The organism is Ruegeria arenilitoris, from assembly GCF_013031355.1.
Taxonomy (GTDB): Bacteria; Pseudomonadota; Alphaproteobacteria; order Rhodobacterales; family Rhodobacteraceae; genus Ruegeria; species Ruegeria arenilitoris_C.
In genome coordinates this window covers 201,575-218,220 of the sequence record NZ_WPZO01000005.1, presented here as the reverse complement: position 1 = coordinate 218,220, position 16,646 = coordinate 201,575, and the positions used below count along the sequence as shown (strand labels likewise).

General features: G+C 60.2%; 14 protein-coding genes. 1 reads left to right on the top strand and 13 read right to left on the bottom strand.

Annotation, left to right across the window (positions count from 1 at the left end):
• Nucleotides 1-3: 3 nt before the first annotated feature.
• A complete protein-coding gene (locus tag GOX63_RS13955; RefSeq protein ID WP_170326581.1) occupies nucleotides 4-1,245 on the bottom strand; it encodes an acyl-CoA dehydrogenase family protein in 1,242 nt (413 codons plus the stop codon).
• A 209-nt stretch (nucleotides 1,246-1,454) separates the two neighbouring features.
• On the opposite strand from GOX63_RS13955, the gene GOX63_RS24120 reads away from it, so the two are divergent.
• Entirely contained in the window at nucleotides 1,455-2,063 is a 609-nt protein-coding gene (locus GOX63_RS24120; RefSeq protein ID WP_170326582.1) for a GntR family transcriptional regulator, read from the top strand.
• Nucleotides 2,064-2,069: 6 nt separating this feature from the next.
• Here the strand turns inward: GOX63_RS24120 and GOX63_RS13945 are convergent, their stop codons facing one another.
• From GOX63_RS13945 to GOX63_RS13890, 12 genes are all read right to left on the bottom strand, one after another.
• A complete protein-coding gene (locus GOX63_RS13945) occupies nucleotides 2,070-2,828 on the bottom strand; it encodes a methyltransferase domain-containing protein (protein WP_170326583.1) in 759 nt (252 codons plus the stop codon).
• Complete coding sequence (locus tag GOX63_RS13940) at nucleotides 2,825-3,445, bottom strand: pimeloyl-ACP methyl esterase BioG family protein (protein WP_170326584.1); 621 nt, start codon at nucleotides 3,443-3,445, stop codon at nucleotides 2,825-2,827. The genes GOX63_RS13945 and GOX63_RS13940 overlap by 4 nt, the downstream gene beginning before the upstream one ends.
• The gene (gene bioA, locus GOX63_RS13935) at nucleotides 3,442-4,728 is read right to left on the bottom strand and encodes an adenosylmethionine--8-amino-7-oxononanoate transaminase (RefSeq protein WP_170326585.1); all 1,287 of its coding nucleotides are present in this window, start codon (nucleotides 4,726-4,728) and stop codon (nucleotides 3,442-3,444) included. The genes GOX63_RS13940 and bioA overlap by 4 nt, the downstream gene beginning before the upstream one ends.
• Nucleotides 4,725-5,345 (bottom strand): dethiobiotin synthase, encoded by a 621-nt coding sequence (gene bioD / locus GOX63_RS13930; protein WP_170546075.1) that lies wholly within the window; start codon nucleotides 5,343-5,345, stop codon nucleotides 4,725-4,727. Before bioD ends, bioA begins: the two co-directional genes overlap by 4 nt.
• A complete protein-coding gene (locus tag GOX63_RS13925; RefSeq protein WP_170326587.1) occupies nucleotides 5,342-6,475 on the bottom strand; it encodes an 8-amino-7-oxononanoate synthase in 1,134 nt (377 codons plus the stop codon). The genes bioD and GOX63_RS13925 overlap by 4 nt, the downstream gene beginning before the upstream one ends.
• A complete protein-coding gene (bioB, locus tag GOX63_RS13920) occupies nucleotides 6,472-7,452 on the bottom strand; it encodes a biotin synthase BioB (protein WP_170326588.1) in 981 nt (326 codons plus the stop codon). The genes GOX63_RS13925 and bioB overlap by 4 nt, the downstream gene beginning before the upstream one ends.
• 123 nt (nucleotides 7,453-7,575) lie before the next feature.
• Entirely contained in the window at nucleotides 7,576-8,577 is a 1,002-nt protein-coding gene (locus tag GOX63_RS13915) for a sterol desaturase family protein (protein WP_170326589.1), read from the bottom strand.
• Nucleotides 8,578-8,639: 62 nt separating this feature from the next.
• Nucleotides 8,640-10,040 (bottom strand): DUF4856 domain-containing protein, encoded by a 1,401-nt coding sequence (locus GOX63_RS13910; protein WP_170546073.1) that lies wholly within the window; start codon nucleotides 10,038-10,040, stop codon nucleotides 8,640-8,642.
• A 205-nt stretch (nucleotides 10,041-10,245) separates the two neighbouring features.
• A complete protein-coding gene (trhA, locus tag GOX63_RS13905) occupies nucleotides 10,246-10,914 on the bottom strand; it encodes a PAQR family membrane homeostasis protein TrhA (RefSeq protein ID WP_170546070.1) in 669 nt (222 codons plus the stop codon).
• Between the two features lie 91 nt (nucleotides 10,915-11,005).
• The gene (locus GOX63_RS13900; RefSeq protein WP_254435958.1) at nucleotides 11,006-13,312 is read right to left on the bottom strand and encodes a fatty acid cis/trans isomerase; all 2,307 of its coding nucleotides are present in this window, start codon (nucleotides 13,310-13,312) and stop codon (nucleotides 11,006-11,008) included.
• Between the two features lie 112 nt (nucleotides 13,313-13,424).
• Complete coding sequence (locus tag GOX63_RS13895) at nucleotides 13,425-14,504, bottom strand: PLP-dependent cysteine synthase family protein (RefSeq protein ID WP_170326592.1); 1,080 nt, start codon at nucleotides 14,502-14,504, stop codon at nucleotides 13,425-13,427.
• An 87-nt stretch (nucleotides 14,505-14,591) separates the two neighbouring features.
• Nucleotides 14,592-16,646 carry an FAD-binding oxidoreductase gene (locus tag GOX63_RS13890; protein WP_170546068.1) on the bottom strand — a complete coding sequence of 685 codons (2,055 nt, stop codon included), beginning with the start codon at nucleotides 16,644-16,646 and terminating at the stop codon, nucleotides 14,592-14,594.

The following is a 16,646-nucleotide window of genomic DNA, read 5'->3' as shown; positions in this document are numbered from 1 at the left end:
CGATCAGCGCTTCGGCGGTGTCAGCCACTGTGCTGACATGCCGAAGTTCGACTCTTTCAACTCTTGCTTTGCGATGGCCTGCAGATGCACCTCATCCGGGCCATCCGCATAGCGCAGTGCCCGCGCCCAGGTGTAGCTGTCGGCCAGCGGCGTATCCGGCGTCATGCCCATGGCGCCAAAGACCTGCATCGCGCGGTCGGTCACGGTGGCGTGCACATTCGGAGCCACCACTTTGATCAGCGAAATCTCGCGCCGGGCCGCCTTTGCGCCGACCTGATCAATCTTCCATGCCGCCTGCAGGGTCAGCAACCGCGCCTGATCAATCTCAAGCCGCGATTTCGCGATCCATTCGCGGATCACACCTTGTTCTGACAGCTGCTTGCCAAAGGTCTTCCGCTCCTGCGCGCGTTCGACCATCAGCGAAAGCGCCATCTCGGCCGCGCCGACCGAGCGCATACAGTGGTGAATACGCCCCGGCCCCAGCCGCGCCTGCGCCAGAGCAAAACCGCTGCCCTCTTCCCCCAGCAGGTTACTGGCGGGTACCCGAACGTCCTTGAAGACCAGTTCCGCATGACCTTCGGGATCGTGCATGTTCAAGATCGTGGGATTGCGTACGATCTCAAGGCCCGGTGTGTCCTTGGGCACGATCACCATGCTCTGCTGTTTGTGCCGGTCCGCGTTCGGGTCGGTCTTGCCCATGACGATGAACATCTTGGTGTTCGGGTGGCAGGCATTGGTGATGAACCATTTGCGGCCGTTGATGACATAGTCATCCCCCTCACGCCGGATCGAGGTGGTGATATTGGTTGCGTCCGAGCTTGCCACATCAGGTTCGGTCATCGCAAAAGACGACCGGATTTCACCATTCAGCAGCGGCACCAGCCATTCCTCGCGCTGCTCGGGCGTGGCGAACATGTGCAACAACTCCATATTGCCGGTGTCCGGCGCGCTGCAGTTGAACACTTCGGACGACCACGTCACCTGTCCCATCAGCTCGGCCAGAGGGGCGTATTCCAGATTGGTCAGCCGCGTGCCGGGTTCGTCGTCACGCAAGGCGGGCAGGAACAGGTTCCACAACCCTTCGGACCGGGCCAACGCCTTGAGGTCCTCCATGAAAGACACCGGGAAATTGCCCGCTTCGATCTCTTCCTTGTGGTCACGGATGCGTGGATAGACATTCGCCTCCATAAAACGTTTCAGCTGGTCGCGGTATTCCACGGCGCGCGGCGATGGGGCAAAATCCATTGTTATCCCTTTTCAGACTGTTACGTCAGACCATTCCCCATACCCTAGCCGCGCGATTGGCGTTTGTGAAACCTGCTTGCAGGGTCTGAGCCTCAAGTGCCGCCAGGTCATTCCGGTTCCCGTCAAAACACACCCGATCACAGCTCTGTTGCTCAACCTTCTTCATGACGGTAAGCGTCTGTGAACACATGCAATGAACCGAGGGTCAGGTGTCCGAGCAGCAGATCAAGAAATCGGATGACATCGCCGACAAACTGTCGACGCGGATTGTCCAGGGGGCGCTGAAGCCCGGTGAGAAGCTGCGGCAGGACCTTATTGCCCGCGAGTTCGGGGTCAGCCAGGTGACTGTGCGCGAAGCCCTGCTGAACCTTGCCTCAAGGGGGCTAACGGTTGCCGTGCCGCGCCGCGGGATGTGCGTAGCGCCGATGGATCAGAACGCCATTCAGGAGTTGCGGGTGATGCGCCGCGCGCTGGAACCGGTCGCGTTGCTGCATTCTGTGCCCAACCTGACAACCAATCAGATCGCGCTGATCGAGCAAGTTCACGAAGAATGCGACAGCGCCACCACGGCCGATGACTGGGAGGACGCCAATCAGCGGTTCCACATGGCCGTCATTGCCGCCTGCAACATGCCGCGCATGATTACCGAAATCAGGAATCTGCAAGTGCTGTATGCGTGGCATTTCAACAACCTGCACACCGCCAAATGGCGACAACGCGCCGACCCGGACCATGCCGCCATTCTGGCCGCCATCAAGGATCGCGACGCGGCCAAGGCCCATTCGGTGATGCAACGCCACCTGACACGATTGGCCTAAACCGGCTCAGCCAGGTTTGCGGGCGATGATCCATGTCGGGTGATAGGTCAGCGAAACGCCGGTTTCGCCCCCGAACTGCCGGATGTATTCATTGGTAAAGGTCATCAGACTGGACTTGGTCCAGGTTTTCTGTGCCCGTCCGTTTACGCCGGTCCGACGCAGGTGCTCCAACACCTTTCGGGGCGACGAAAAGTACATCTGTCGTTCCACTTCCCCGGCAGAGACGACTTCCACTAGACCCTCAACAGCAGCGGTCAGAGCATCCGGCCCACACAGCCCGGGGGCCTTGGCCGCTGATCCGACCTGAACCAGCTCGTGGTATTGCCGCGAACCAAATCCCGAAACGGCCAGCCAGCCTCCGGGCGCCAGCGCCATCGCGGCCCGACGTAGGAAAGCGGCGGGGTCGGGAAGCCATTGGATCATCGAGGCCGACGCGATCAGATTCGGTTGCGCGGGCCACGCCACAGTCTCAGCATCGCCACACAGGAAATCGGCCCCATGGGTGGCAGCGGTCATATCGGCCTCGGGCGAGAGGTCGTTGACTGTGAGTGTGTCAAACGCGAAGTGCTTGCAAAGCTGCCGCGTCAGGTGACCGGTGCCGCAACCGAACTCCAGAGCCGAGGCGAAATGCTGCGGTGCGCCACCCTCGCGCAGATCCTGTGCCAGACGGTCGGCGATCCTTGCCTGCTGGCCGGCCGAGTCATGGTAGGTCATGAAACTGCGGCTGAAACTGCGCTGGACACGGTCGGTCAACTGGGCGTTCATGTGATCCACTCCTTCCAGCCTTGACCGGCGGCAAAGGGAACATGCGGCGTGGAAACCTCGCATACAGCATCCTGTTGCCCGGCCCATGCGGCCCGTTGCGCTTGGGTCGGAATGATCCGGTCCCGCTGTGGAATCCAGATCCGATCAAAGTTGCGATCCGGCGCCGCGCCGCGTTCGATCACCGCGAAAAGCTCGGCCTGCGCGGCATCAATATCGATGGCGGGGGCAGACCCGTCCAATCCTGCGCGGCGGCAGAACTTGGCGAAGCTGGCGGTGCTTAGTTGATCTGCGGTAGCGCGGATCATATCAGGCGCGATGCCGTGTTCAGTATCGGCTGGGGACAGAGTGCCACTGACCGCGACCAACTGATCCGGTTGCAGCCCTGTCTGCGTCAGCCAGTGCGCCGCCGAGGCCACGCCAAAGGAAAAGGCGATAAGGGTGACCCGGTCATATTGCGCAAGGTCGCTCAGCGGGTTGTCCAGCCGGGTGTAGTCATCCACGAACAGTACATCTGACTCTCCGGAAAGAACCTGAAACGGCGCAGGTCCAAGGGCCCAGCCTCCGAAGACCAACAGCACCTCTTGGGTGCCCGAACGGGACAACCATTGCTGTCTCATGACACGCCTTTCGCCAGTGACACCATGGCCGATGTCACCTGGCTTAGTTCATCCGCAGAGATGATGTAGGGCGGCATGCAATAGATGTTCCGCGCAAAGGGCCGCAGCCAGACACCGGTTTCCGGCGCCAGCCCATGCGCGACGGACGGATCGACCCAGTCCTTCATTTCTATGACGCCGATGGCACCCAGGACACGCACATCTGAAACCCCGGGCAATCCGCGTGCCGGGGCCAGTTCGTGTTCCATCTGTTCGGCGATCCCAGCAACCTCGGATCGCCAATCTCGTATGGATAGCTGCTCCAGACTGGCAACCGCAGCCGCGCAGGCCAGCGGGTTGGCCATATAGGTGGGGCCGTGCATCATCACACCGGCTTCGCTTTCGCCGATCCGGCGCGCGACGGTCTCGGTCGTGACGGTGGCGGCCAGCGTGATATGCCCGCCGGTCAGCGCCTTACCCAAACACAGGATATCCGGCACGACTCCGGCGTGGTGCAACGCAAACAGTTCTCCGGTACGGCCAAAGCCAGTGGCGATCTCATCGAAGATGACCAGCACGTCATGGGCCTTGCACAGCTCATGCGCCCGCTGCAGCCATGTCGGGTGATAGAAATACATCCCGCCCGCGCCCTGAACGACGGGTTCAAGGATCAGGCCCGCGATCTGGTCGGCCTTGGTTTCCAGCAAGTCTTCCAGTGCGTTCAACCCGTTCAGGTCGCCATCCTCGGACCAGTCCTGACCAAAGGCGATCTGCGGGCGGGGCAGGAAATGCTGAACGGACAGCGCCCCCGCGAACAGCCCATGCATCCCGTTGACCGGGTCGCAGACGCTCATCGCTTTCCAGGTGTCGCCGTGATAGCCGCCACGGATGGTGGCAAACTGCGTGCGGCCCTTACGGCCCTGCGCCATCTGGTATTGCACCGCCATTTTCAGCGCCACTTCGATGGCCACCGAGCCGCTGTCGCTGTAGAAAATACGGTCCAGCCCATCGGGCAGAAGGTCGATCATTCTGCGGCCCAGCTCGATCGCTGGGGAATGGGTCAGGCCACCGAACATAACATGCGGCATCTGATCCAACTGCGCCTGCATCGCCGCGATGATGGCCGGGTGACGATGTCCGTGCACCGCGCACCACCACGACGACATCGCATCAATCATCTGGGTCCCGTCTTCAGCCGTCAGCCAAACACCCTCGGCCCCGGTGATCAGGTGCATCGGGCCGGGTTTCAGCACATTGGTATAGGGGTGCCACAGATGGCGGGCGTCAAACTCAAGCGGGGTCACAGGGCGCTCCGGATTGTGTCGACGTCAATGGCGCCGAAGGCGTCGGTCAGAGTGTCTCGGGACAGGGTGTCGATGAAAGGCAATCGGCCCAGATGACGGGTGTTGCCCATCTGGGCGATGGTCTGCTCGACATCCGGTTCAGCATCGCCGACAAACGCCACGCCGACCACATCGCACCCGGCATTGCGTAACGCCATCAGAGACAGGGTCGTGTGGTTGATCGTCCCCAGAGCTGTTCGCGCCACCAGCACAACGGGTGCCTGCCATTGGGCAATCACGTCGAGGAAAAAGACCTGGCGATTCAGCGGCACCATCAGCCCGCCCGCGCCCTCAACCACCAGAGGGCCGGACACCTGAGGTAAGGCCAGACGGGCCGGGTCGATCTCAATCCCCATATCCTCGGCCGACAAATGCGGCGAGGCGGGCATGTTCAGGCGATAGGCCTCGGACAGCACCTCGGCCCCGGTCAGCTCTGCGACGACTTCCGAGTCCGTTGCCTCTTCCAACCCCGACTGCACTGGCTTCCAATACCGCGCGCCAAGGGCAGCGGTCAGACCCGCAGCAAAGACGGTTTTGCCAATGCCGGTATCCGTGCCGACAACAATTACGGTACTCATGCGGCCTCGCTTTGGTGCTGGGCTAGTGTTTCGAACAGGGCGCTGATATCGGCGTTGGTCACATTGCCGGTGACCGAGATCCGAAGTCGCGAGGTGCCGCGCGGAACCGTCGGCGGGCGGATACCTCGGACGTCAAAGCCCTGCGCTTGCAAGGTTGCGGCCATTTGCATCGTCCGCGCTTCGTCCCCCAGAATGACGGGAATGATCTGACTGTTCAGCACATCCTGCGGAACGCCCGTACGGCGTGCCTCGGCATGCGCGTGGTGCAGTCGGGCGGTTGCGGCGGCGGTCAGGCTCGTGTCTGCTCGCAGATAGTCCAACACCGCCCGTACGAGGGCCGCATTGAACGGCGACGGTGCGGTTGCAAAGATGAACGGCCGCGCACGGTTGATCAGCGCGTCGATCATCACCCTAGACCCACAGATCAAGCCACCCGCGACCCCCAAGCCCTTGCCGCATGTGTGCAAGGTCAGAACCTCAGCCGTCAGGCCATGTGCCAGACCTTTTCCGTTCGAACCAAAAACGCCGGTGGCGTGGGCTTCGTCCACAACCAGAATGGCCCCGTGTTCGACGGCCAGTTCGGACAGTGCGGTCAAGGGCGCGATGTCGCCCTCCATCGAGTAGACGCTTTCCACCGCGATCCAGACCTGCCCCGATCCGCCAGTGGCCTGCCAATCCACCAGAACGCGGCGGGCATCTGCTAAGTCGTTATGGGCAAAGGACCGGGTTTCGGCTCGGCCCGTGCGCATCCCCTCATGGGCGCTGGCATGGACCAGATCGTCATACAGGATCAGATCCCCCGCCGCGGGCAAGGTCGAGAATATCGCCTGATTGGCCTGAAACCCACCTCCCATGAACAAAGCGGCCTCAGCACCGAAGAAGGCAGCAGCTTCTTCTTCAAGCGCCTCATGTTCCGGGTGATTGCCGCGCAACAGCCGTGACCCGCCTGAGCCAAGCGGCACACCCCGTTCCAGCGCCTTTTGCGCAGCGCGGTGCAACAGCGGCGAGTCCGCCAGACCCAGATAGTCGTTCGAGGCGAAGTCCAACCCACGCCTCGGGGCCAGCGCCCGGCGTCGATGCCGGGCGTCCAGCGTTTCAAGCATCGAGTGCAGGCGACTCAATGCTTTCATTCAGCCGCTTCCGCACAGCTTTGCCCGGCAACGGTTTCGGCCTGCAGCCCCAGCTTGGCAAAGAGGATTGCGTCGGTGTCTTCTTCGGGGTTCTCGGCGGTCAGCAGCGTTTCCCCAACAAAGATAGAGTTCGCACCGGCGAAGAAGCACATCGCCTGCATCTCCTCGGTCATGTCGCTGCGGCCAGCGGACAAGCGCACATAGGATTTCGGCATCATGATGCGTGCGGTGGCGATCACGCGCACAAAATCGATCGGGTCGATCGGCTTGGCATCGGCCAGCGGCGTGTCTTCCTGCGGCATCAGCATGTTGATCGGCACGGATTCAGGCGCAGGGCCCATATTGGCAAGGGTGACCAGCATATCGACGCGGTCGCCGATCTCTTCACCCATGCCCAGAATACCGCCCGAACATACTTTGATCCCCGCTTCCTGCACGCGGTTCATCGTATCGATGCGATCGGCGAAGGTGCGGGTGGTGATGACCTCGGGGTAATAGCGCTCGGACGTGTCGATGTTGTGGTTGTAGTAATCCAGCCCCGCATCGCGCAAACGGAAAACCTGATTGTCGTCCAGCATCCCCAGCGTCATGCAGGTCTCCATCCCCATGTCGCGGACTCCTTCGACCATCGCAACCAGCGCGTCCATGTCGCGGTCTTTCGGCTCGCGCCAAGCTGCGCCCATGCAGAACCGGGTCGCACCGCCGTCTTTCGCTTTGCGGGCCTCGGTCAGGACACGCTGAACTTCGATCAGTTTCGAAGCCGACAGCTTTGAGCCGTTCCGGGCCGATTGCGAACAATAGGAACAATCCTCGGCACAGCCGCCCGTCTTGATCGACAGCAGCTTGGAGGTCTGGACCTTGTTGGGGTCAAAATTCTCGCGATGCACGGTCTGCGCGCGGAACAGCAGGTCCATCAGAGGAAGTTCATATACGGCCTGCGCCGCCTCGCGGGTCCATGTGGGGGTGGTGTTTTCCATTTTATCGATAATCTGTCCAAAACTCCATGCCTGCAGTTTCTAATATCGATAAACCGGAAAATTTCAACTGCTAACTGTCCGGTCGGCGCGGAACCGCCCGGCGAACCAAAGCTGTTTGAGGGGTTACGCTATGGGATCGCGCGCTTGTTTCGACCGGCTTTGCAGTGCAGCGCGCACCTTCCCGACCCGCCGCCGCAGAACATTCGCTATGTCCCGAAAGGGGCGAAAATAGATATCGAGCAGGTTCGAGGCATGGGCCTCGGACGGTTTCAACCCGAAGGTCAGCTTGCTGTCCTGCTCGGACAGGTGCAACGACCCGAACAGCCAATCCCAGAAAGCGAAGGCAACGCCAAAGTTCTTGTCATGATGTTCGCGCGCAATCGAATGATGCACCTGATGCTGCGCCGGAGAGATCAGGATGTGCTCCAGCCAGCGCCAATAGCGGATCGAAACATGCGAGTGCCGCAGGTTCGAACCCGTCACGTGAAAAATGAACGACAGGACATTGACGCCCAGCACGGTGTACAGATCGACCGCGCCGCCGAAGAAGAACAGAAACACCGCCATCACCGTGCCCTGTGCGACCGCCGCGCGCAGACCGTACAGAACGCCCTCTAGCGGGTGTACGCGATAAACGGTGATCGGAGTCATCGTCTCGGCCGAATGATGAACCTTGTGGATTGCCCACAGCATCGGCCAACGGTGCATCCAACGATGCACGAGGTATTTGGTGAAATCATCCACCAGAAAGATCACCCCGGTGAACAGCGCGACAATCACCGCCTTTGGCGTGTCCGCGAACAGGCCGCGCTGCAGGAAATCGACGTCGTGCAACGCGTAAAACAGCGCGGTTGCGATTGCCAACTGCGACACCAGCAACGGCGAGATGAACAGGGTAAAAACCCGGTTGATCACGAAAATCTTGTAATCTGCCCGCGCCGATGGGGAGAACAGGATCGTACGATCAAACACCTCTCGCACCGCCGCGCGGATCGAGGAGCGTCGCACAGCCACCAGCCACACCAGCGCCAGCAGAACGGTCAAAAACAAATACCCCACGAAGACGCGCTTCTTGGGGTTGGAAAAATCGGCAAAGACCGCGCCTATATGATCGAGAAATTCCAAGGGGTCTCTTTCGATGGAAAGCCCGGCGACCCTGAGGCCGCCGGAACAGGATCAGATGATCCTTAGTCGGTTTCGGCAGCCTCGGTGGTGCCCAGCTTTTCGGCCAGTGCGGCCAGATCGGCGGTTGCGTCATTGGCGCGGCTTTCGATGCCGAACTTGTCGATCAGCAGTTTTTGCACTTTCAACATGTTGACCTGATAGTCATCCAGCGTCATCTCGCGCTCGCGAACAAAGTTACCGTCGGCATCGATATCCGAGACCATCTTGCCATCGGGCATCGCCGGGCTGAAGCCGATCATCCAGTTCAGGTCGATCGCAGTTGCGCCCAGATTGTTCTTGCCCGACTGCAACGCCATCGAGAAGCCCTTCAGCTCACCCCAGTGCTTGACGTAGTTGCGCAGGGCCTTGTCGCTGTCCTCGCCCGATTTCAGCTTGTCGATATCCTTGTAAACCGAACCGGCATATTTGAACGTGGCCTCGGCCAGCGTTTTTTCCCAGTTGGTTTCGATGACATCGGCATAGGCTTTCAGTTCGGCGCGCTGCGCGTCGGTCAGCTTTTCACCATTGGCCGAGGCGATCAGCGCGCGGCCATCGCGGAAAGCGTTGAAGATGGTCGCCATGTATTGGGTGTTCTGGTTGCCACCCTTGTCGGCACCGGCGGCATAATAAGCCGGGCCAAAGACCATCTCGGATTTCAGATCCACCACACCGTCGCCATTGGCGTCCGCAGCGGTCAGGTCTTTCTGCTTGGCCACGGCATAAATCTGTTCGGGCGACAGGCCGGCCGAATGCGCTGCGGCACCGAAATAGCCGAATGCCTCATCCCAGACATGCTCTTTGCCGGTGTAGTAGGCGCCCTCTTTGTAGGGCTGGTCGTTGGGCTTGGTGCCGGCGTCCAGCTTTTCGTCCAGATAGTTGTCGACCGCCTGATTATAGGCCATCGCACCCAGCGTGAATTTCGAGATCAGTTGCGCCCAGTCCATGCCGTTTACCGGGTCATAGCCCTGCTCGGATGCGGCAGCCATCTTGATCATCTGCAGCGCAACGTCGACGCCCGACTGGTTGCCCGGCCACGCGGTCATGGCGCCGTTGTAGAACTTGCCCGAGATGTTCTTACCCTTGGAAACTTCATTCACGGTCGCTTGCTTGACCGGGAAGCCGTCTTTCGACGCTGGCGCGATGATTTCCAGATCGCCTTCGGAGCCGTTGAAATAGGCCAGCATCAGCGCCTCGACCTCGGCCGCGTTGTTGCCGCCATCGCCTTTGGCGGCCGCTTTCTTCAGGCTGTCATGCAACACGTGGCGCGCGATCTGACCGGAATACGAAACCGAATTGGTCTTGTCGCCTTCATAGCCTTTCACGGTGACCGGGAACGGGCCATAAGCCTGATCGGCCATGGCGGCACCGCTGATCAGGGCCGCAGCAACGAGCGCCGAAGTGAATTTGAGCGTGGGTTTGAGCATGGGGAGTCCTCGTTCTGTCCGACTTTTTTTATCGGGTATTTTTCCTGACCCTTTTAGTCGATTACTACCAAGGCAAGTCAACCCCCGAAATGCTCATTTCTTGACCCATATCTCAGAAAGAAATCCTAGCGGCCTATGACAGGGAAGACACCCACGGCTTCACGCCAGATCATGAGTGTGAGGAGGTTACCTACCGCGCAATCCGTCAGGCAACCGGGTGTGGCGCCAGCAGAATCCGGGCAGAGATTGCGATGAAGAACAGGACCGTGCCGGTCAGAACAAACACGTGCCAAATAGTGTTGTGAAAGGGCAGGTGCTCCAGAAGATAAAAGACAACACCGAGCGTATAGACCACGCCGCCCGCGATCATCAGCCAAACGACCACCGTTGGCAGTTCGTTCAGCATGGAGGGGCCGGCCCAGACAACGGCCCAGCCCATCATCAGGTAGAGGACAAGCCCAAACCAGCGAAACCGGGCCGGATCAATCAGCTTAAGAACCGAGCCCAGCGTTGCCGAAGACCACAAACCAATCAAAAGCCCCGGCCCCTGCCCGCCCGAGAGCAGAAGGAACGGCGTGTAGGTGCCAGCGATTTTCACATAGATGCCCGAGTGATCCAGACGGCGCAGCAGCTCGGACCACTTGTCGCTTTCAATCATGTTGTAGAGCGCGGAAAATGTCAGCATCAGCAACAGCGTGACGCCATAGACCGAGACCCCCAGAATGGCCTCGGGTTCGGACCTGTGAAATGCGGTGATCGTGATCAGCACCGGGACTGCAACAAGGGCCAGAGTGACGCCCAGAATGTGCACAACTCCGTCGCTCACACGCTCGGCGCGGCTATAGGCAGGACGGATATCTGCAAAGGACCACATAGATTTAACTTAGGCGCCAAGGGGATTTCGGGCAAGTTATCGCCCCTCACGGTCGATCAAGCTTTGTGTCAGACCAACAAATGCGCCGCGCCTAAGTGGGGTCGTCCCCTGACTTCGGGTCCTTGTATCGGTTCAGATCGAAAATGCCCGCCTGAATAGGTTTCTGCTGTTGGAAAAGATCGTGAATCCGGTCGCTCAATGGCCAGAATTCAGGGCTGGTCCGACGTACGCCGAATTGCTCCACAGCAGCCATGTAGTCGCTTTGCGACCGAACGCCCTTCAGCACCATGACAAAAGGAGCCAATTGGTCCTGCCGGACGTGAAAGTAGAAGTTCGGATAGCTGCCGATCAGCCCCGGAAGGATCGTCAAAACATCGGCCGCCGGGTCCCGGCGCGCCTCTTCATCGAACAGGAAGGCGACGTTGTAATGCGCCTTGTCGTGCACAAGGGTGAACAGCGCCGTCTCTCCACCGCCTTGTTCGACCGCCAGAACCGACAGATCGGGCAGGTATTTCACCCACTCGCCGGTTTGATCGGCCAGCTCACGCAGCACGTCGTCGGGCAGACCCGATTGGCACGCCTCAGCCGCGCATCTGTTGATTGGGTCCGTCACCGGCCACAACCCGTTGCCACGGTTCAACAAGGTCAGAAGGAATTCCTGTTTCGGCTGGTCTGTCTGGAAAGAAATGCCGGTGGGGAAACTATCATCGACGCGGCGTCGGTGCCAATAAGTGTGCAATTCGGCCAGAACGCCCTGATACCAATGTTTGTGTATCTGGGGTCGGACGTCCCTTGGCATGAAGGCCAGAAAGGTATCCTCGCTCTCCATCCGTAGTTCATCCATGTAAAGCCGTGTGGACAGCTGATGCTCAACCCGCCCGAACACGTCGTAGCCCGCAACGAGGTCATAGTAGATACGCTCGAAGATCGGAAAATCGATGACCCAGGAGGTTTCGGGGATACCGCCGTGAAACCCGGTCATGGCCGACGCATTGTCGAAATGCCGGAACACCGTGATCAGGGCGTTTGTGTTGGTGCCATCGCCATCCCAGATCGAATTGTAATCGAACCCCGTCTGATACACCGGAGCGGCCCGGTATCGCGCGTCCCGAAACTCGAGATACTTGACCTGGTTCTTGTGCGAAAACCCCTGCAATGAGCCGAGCACACCGGCATCGGCCTCGGACACGGGCAATTCCAGAAAGGCGGCCCCCTCCTGCAGATAGCTGGGGTCAGTGACCGACAAATCCGCCTCCGGGTCAAGGAAACTGACCCAGAACCGATCTTCGATCACGTCAACGGCGGTCTCTCCATGACAAACGGGGCCGCGGATGAAACTGCGGACAAAGAACAGCGCATCATCAAGCAGGAACTGATAACGGCTGCGCGCGGGCATTTGCATGAAGGTGCTGAAGGGATTGCCGCCTTCCGCGTCCCCAAACGGAGGCAGGTCCGTCAGCGTCCAATCGGGGTCAAGAAACAGCTGTTGGTAGCGCGCCATGCGGTCCGGCCCAAGCGCATAGACCAGATGTTCCTTGTGCACGATCGTTTCCGTGACCTGTTGCAACCGATAGTAAAACGGCGCCGCACCCGGATCGTCGAACGGCCGCCGCGTGGCGATTACGTCGATTTCAGCCCCCGGCGGTGTGGTCGAGCGCACCAGTTGGAAGAACCGCCGTGGGTCGTCACCCCGGAAATGGAGCCGGGCCAGAAACAGGTGTTCATACAGATACCGGCTCATCAATTGGCTGCGAAGGTCGCGTTCGTTCAGGAACACTTCCCAATCCGCGACCTGGGCTAGGATCGCGTCGGGAATGTCGGGCGCGGTGGGTGGCAGGACCGCACCGCTGCGCGCCCAGCCCATGAGCGCCTGAAACTCGGCCTCGGCAAGCGGTGCTGTACCATAGGGCATACCTGCAAGCGGGTGGGCCGCGCTGAATGCGTCGAACTCATTCGATGTCGGGCAGACCAGAGGGCGATTGATCGCCAAACCAAGCTCGGCTGGAAGGGGAGCGCTGGTCGGCATCGGATTCTGATGGCCCAGTTCGAGATAGCGTTCCAGCAGACCCCCATCCTGCCCGCGAAGGACGGTGTGGAACCCCAGCGCCTGCCATTCGGGAACGGTCTGCGCGTCTATCCCCAGCCGGGTGGGCTGGACATCCTCCAAACGCTCGGTGTGATAGACGGCCTCCTTGCTGGCCCCGCGCAAAACGCCCATCGGGGAGGTCAGCTTCAACTGGCACGGCGCGTCATAGCAGCTATGGCACACGACACAGCGGCGATCCATGATCGGCTTCACCTCGGCCCAAGTCTGGGTCTGCGCCCGGACCGCAAACGGGAAGGCGCAGAGCAGGGACATCAGGATTGCGGCCTGCAGAAACAGTCGAGTTTTATGCATATGCGCCCCCTGCCCGATCCCGGGCTCCATCCCCCGTAACCTGCCAATATCATTGCAGTTACGGGAGGCGTTAGGCAAGGAACGCGTTCGGGCAGTCCTAGGCGTCCCGGCGTCAGCCGATGGTGTAGCCGGGCGTCGATTGCGCGATTTCGGTTTCCTCGTCTGTCATATCCACCGAGATGTCGCCGAACAAAGGTGTGCTCAGATACCGCTCACCCGTGTCGGGCAGCATACACAGAACAGACGCGCCGGGTTCGGCCTGTTCGGCGATTTCCATGGCCACGGCAAAGGTCGCGCCGCCGGAAATACCGGTCAGAATTCCCTCTTGGCTGGCCAGTTTCTGGGCCCATTCAACACCCGTCGGGCCGGGCACTGGGATCAACTGATCGAAGTAGCTGTTGTCGATGGATTCCTGCAGAACCGAGGGGATGAAATCCGGCGTCCAACCCTGAATCACATGCGGCTCGAACGCCGGGTGGCTGGAAACGGGATCATTATCCTTGCCCCGCTCGGTCGCAATGCCACTGCCCACCAGCTGCGCGTTAGCAGGCTCGGACAGGATGATTTTCGTATCCGGCCACTCGGCGCGTAGAACACGCGAGACACCAGTGATCGTGCCGCCGGTCCCATAGCCAGTCACAAAGTAGTCCAGCGGTTCCCCGTTGAAATCGCCCAGAATTTCCCGCGCGGTCGTGGCTGCGTGAATTTCGGCATTAGCCGGTGTTTCAAACTGGCGCGCCAGGAACCAGCCATGCTTTTCGGCCAGTTCGGCGGCTTTGCGATACATGCCGAAGCCTTTTGCCTCTTTGGGCGTCAGCACAACCTTGGCCCCCAGCATCCGCATCAGCTGGCGGCGTTCAGTAGAAAAGCTCTCGGCCATTGTGACTACCAGTGGGTAGCCCTTTTGCGCGCAGACCATGGCCAGACCGATACCGGTATTGCCGCTGGTCGCCTCGACCACGGTTTGCCCGGGCTTCAAGGCCCCGCTGCGTTCGGCGGCTTCGATGATATTCACCGCAAGGCGATCCTTGACCGAACCGGCCGGGTTGAACGCCTCGAACTTCACGAACAAGTTGACGCCTTCGGGCCCCAGATTGTTGATACGGATCGTGGGCGTGTTGCCAATCGTGTCGAGCACGCTGTCATAAATTCGGCCATTGCCCGAGGTGGTTCTGAGTTTTGGGTCGGTCATCGGAAATCCTCACTTGATCGCAGGTGCAATCTTATCTTTCTAACCCGCGTCCGCGCCAATGTCTCGAACCCTTTCTGCCAGGTCATGCTACAGATCCAGTATCACCTCAGCTGTCCCTTCGGCAGGTACGGCACAACAGATCAGCACCTCATCTTCGGAATGATCTGCCGACGGCTCAGTACGATAGGTGACTTTACCAGCGATTTTTCGTGTCAGGCAGCTGCCACATGAGCCCGAGCGGCACGAGAAGGACGGCTCCAGCCCCTGCGCCTCAGCCGTTTCCAACAGGGTCGGTCCACCATGTTCCCACTTCGCCTTGCGACTGCTGGCCTCAAATGTGACCCGCGCCACTTCGGCCTCGGGCTTTGGTTTGGGCTTGGCGCCATCGGATTGCCGTTTCAGAGCGGCGGGGCCGAAGCTTTCGGCAAAAATCCGACCGTCCCGTACGCCCAGCTCGCGCAGCATGTCGTAGATGGCCTGCATGAAGGACGGTGGGCCGCACAGGAAGAAATCATAGTCATCCAAGGGCAGCGTGTCTCGGATCAGCGCGGGCGTGATATAGCCCGTGGCATCAAAATCCACACCCACGCGCGCATCCTGTTCGGGCCGCGAGATAACCGAGACATAACGGATCTTGCCGTCGCCAGAGACTTCAGCCCGGCGCAAATCCGCATGGAAGGCCCGCTGCGCCAAGGTTTGCGCCGCGTGGAAAACGGTCAGCCTGCGGGTATGACGGGTGCGCAGGCCTTCGTTCAGGACGTGGCGAACCATCGAGATCATCGGTGTGATGCCGACCCCTCCGGCGAACAAAACGGCGGGGCGGGTCTCGTCCGGGTTCAGGAAGAACTGGCCCTTGGGCGCCTGGACCTCAATAAGATCTCCGACCGAAAGCGCGTCGTGCAGATGGTTCGACACCGCACCGCCGGGCTCACGCTTGACTGAAATCCTGTAACTGGACTCCCCCGGTGCCGAGGATACCGTGTAGGTCCGGGTCACTGGCGTCCCGCCTTCGGGCTGTACGCGCAGCGACAGAAACTGACCCGCTTCGAACGGCAGCAGGGGCAACTCGTCCGACGGCTCAAAGGTAAAAGACCGTATCAGCTCGCTTTCATCGCGCACCGAGGCGACCCGCAGGGTGCGCCACTGGTTTCGTTGCATTTCCGCCTTTTGTCGGGCTTCAACCGTTTTCCAGTCATCGCCCATCAAACTGTTGGGCGAGAATTCCAGAAACTCAGTCCGAAACGGCAAGGCGTCATGGATGCGCAGCCCATGATGCAGATGAAACAGCCAGCCGCGGTTTGCGCCTTGGAACGCAGCGATTTCGGGATGATCTTCGTCCAGAACCTCTACCGTTCCGGTCAGCATCAACAGATCACCGGTCCGGTAGTCCGGAAACAACAGGCCTGCCCGGGGGTTCACAAGGAAATTGCCCAGCGTGTTGAAGAAGTTGTTGCCGGCAAAGTCTGGGACCAGCAGGCTGTTGCCATCAACCTTGACGAAACCCGAACGCCCGCCCCTGTGTGAAACGTCTACACCTGTGTGTTCAGCCGTATTCACAGAACTGGCGACGTAAAAGGAATTGGCAGTCGCAATCATTTCCCGGGCCTGCGCGTCCAGTTCAGAGAACCGGTCGCTGCGGGGGCGCACAACATCGGCCTCAGGCTCGCGAACAAAGGTCACATCATGGGTTTGTATATACTGGGGGCAGTTGCCAAAGGACTGCACCACATCCAGCGAAAATCCGTCTTCGTCGACACGACGCACGGTCGCATTCATCCGGTTGCGGCGACGCGTGGACAGTTCGATGCCCACGACGCCGATAGGCGCGCCGATTTTCAAGGCAGCACCCAGTGGGTCGTCCTGCAGCGGTCGGATAGCGACGTCCAGTTGCCGGTCATTGGGCGAGCCGACAAACCCCGGTCTGCCCGAGATCATTGACGCCCAGGGCCACCCGTTGGAATCCACGCTGCCCAGAACGATGAAAGGCAGCTTGCCAAAGAACTCCCGATGCTGGTCGGGCATGTAAGGGCGGATAAAGTCCCAACCCATTTTCTCGACCTTTTCCCGTTTCCCCACGCGGGCCTGCATGGCGTGTTCGCCAACATGAAACGGTGATTTTTCGACGGTGACAGGAACATTCAT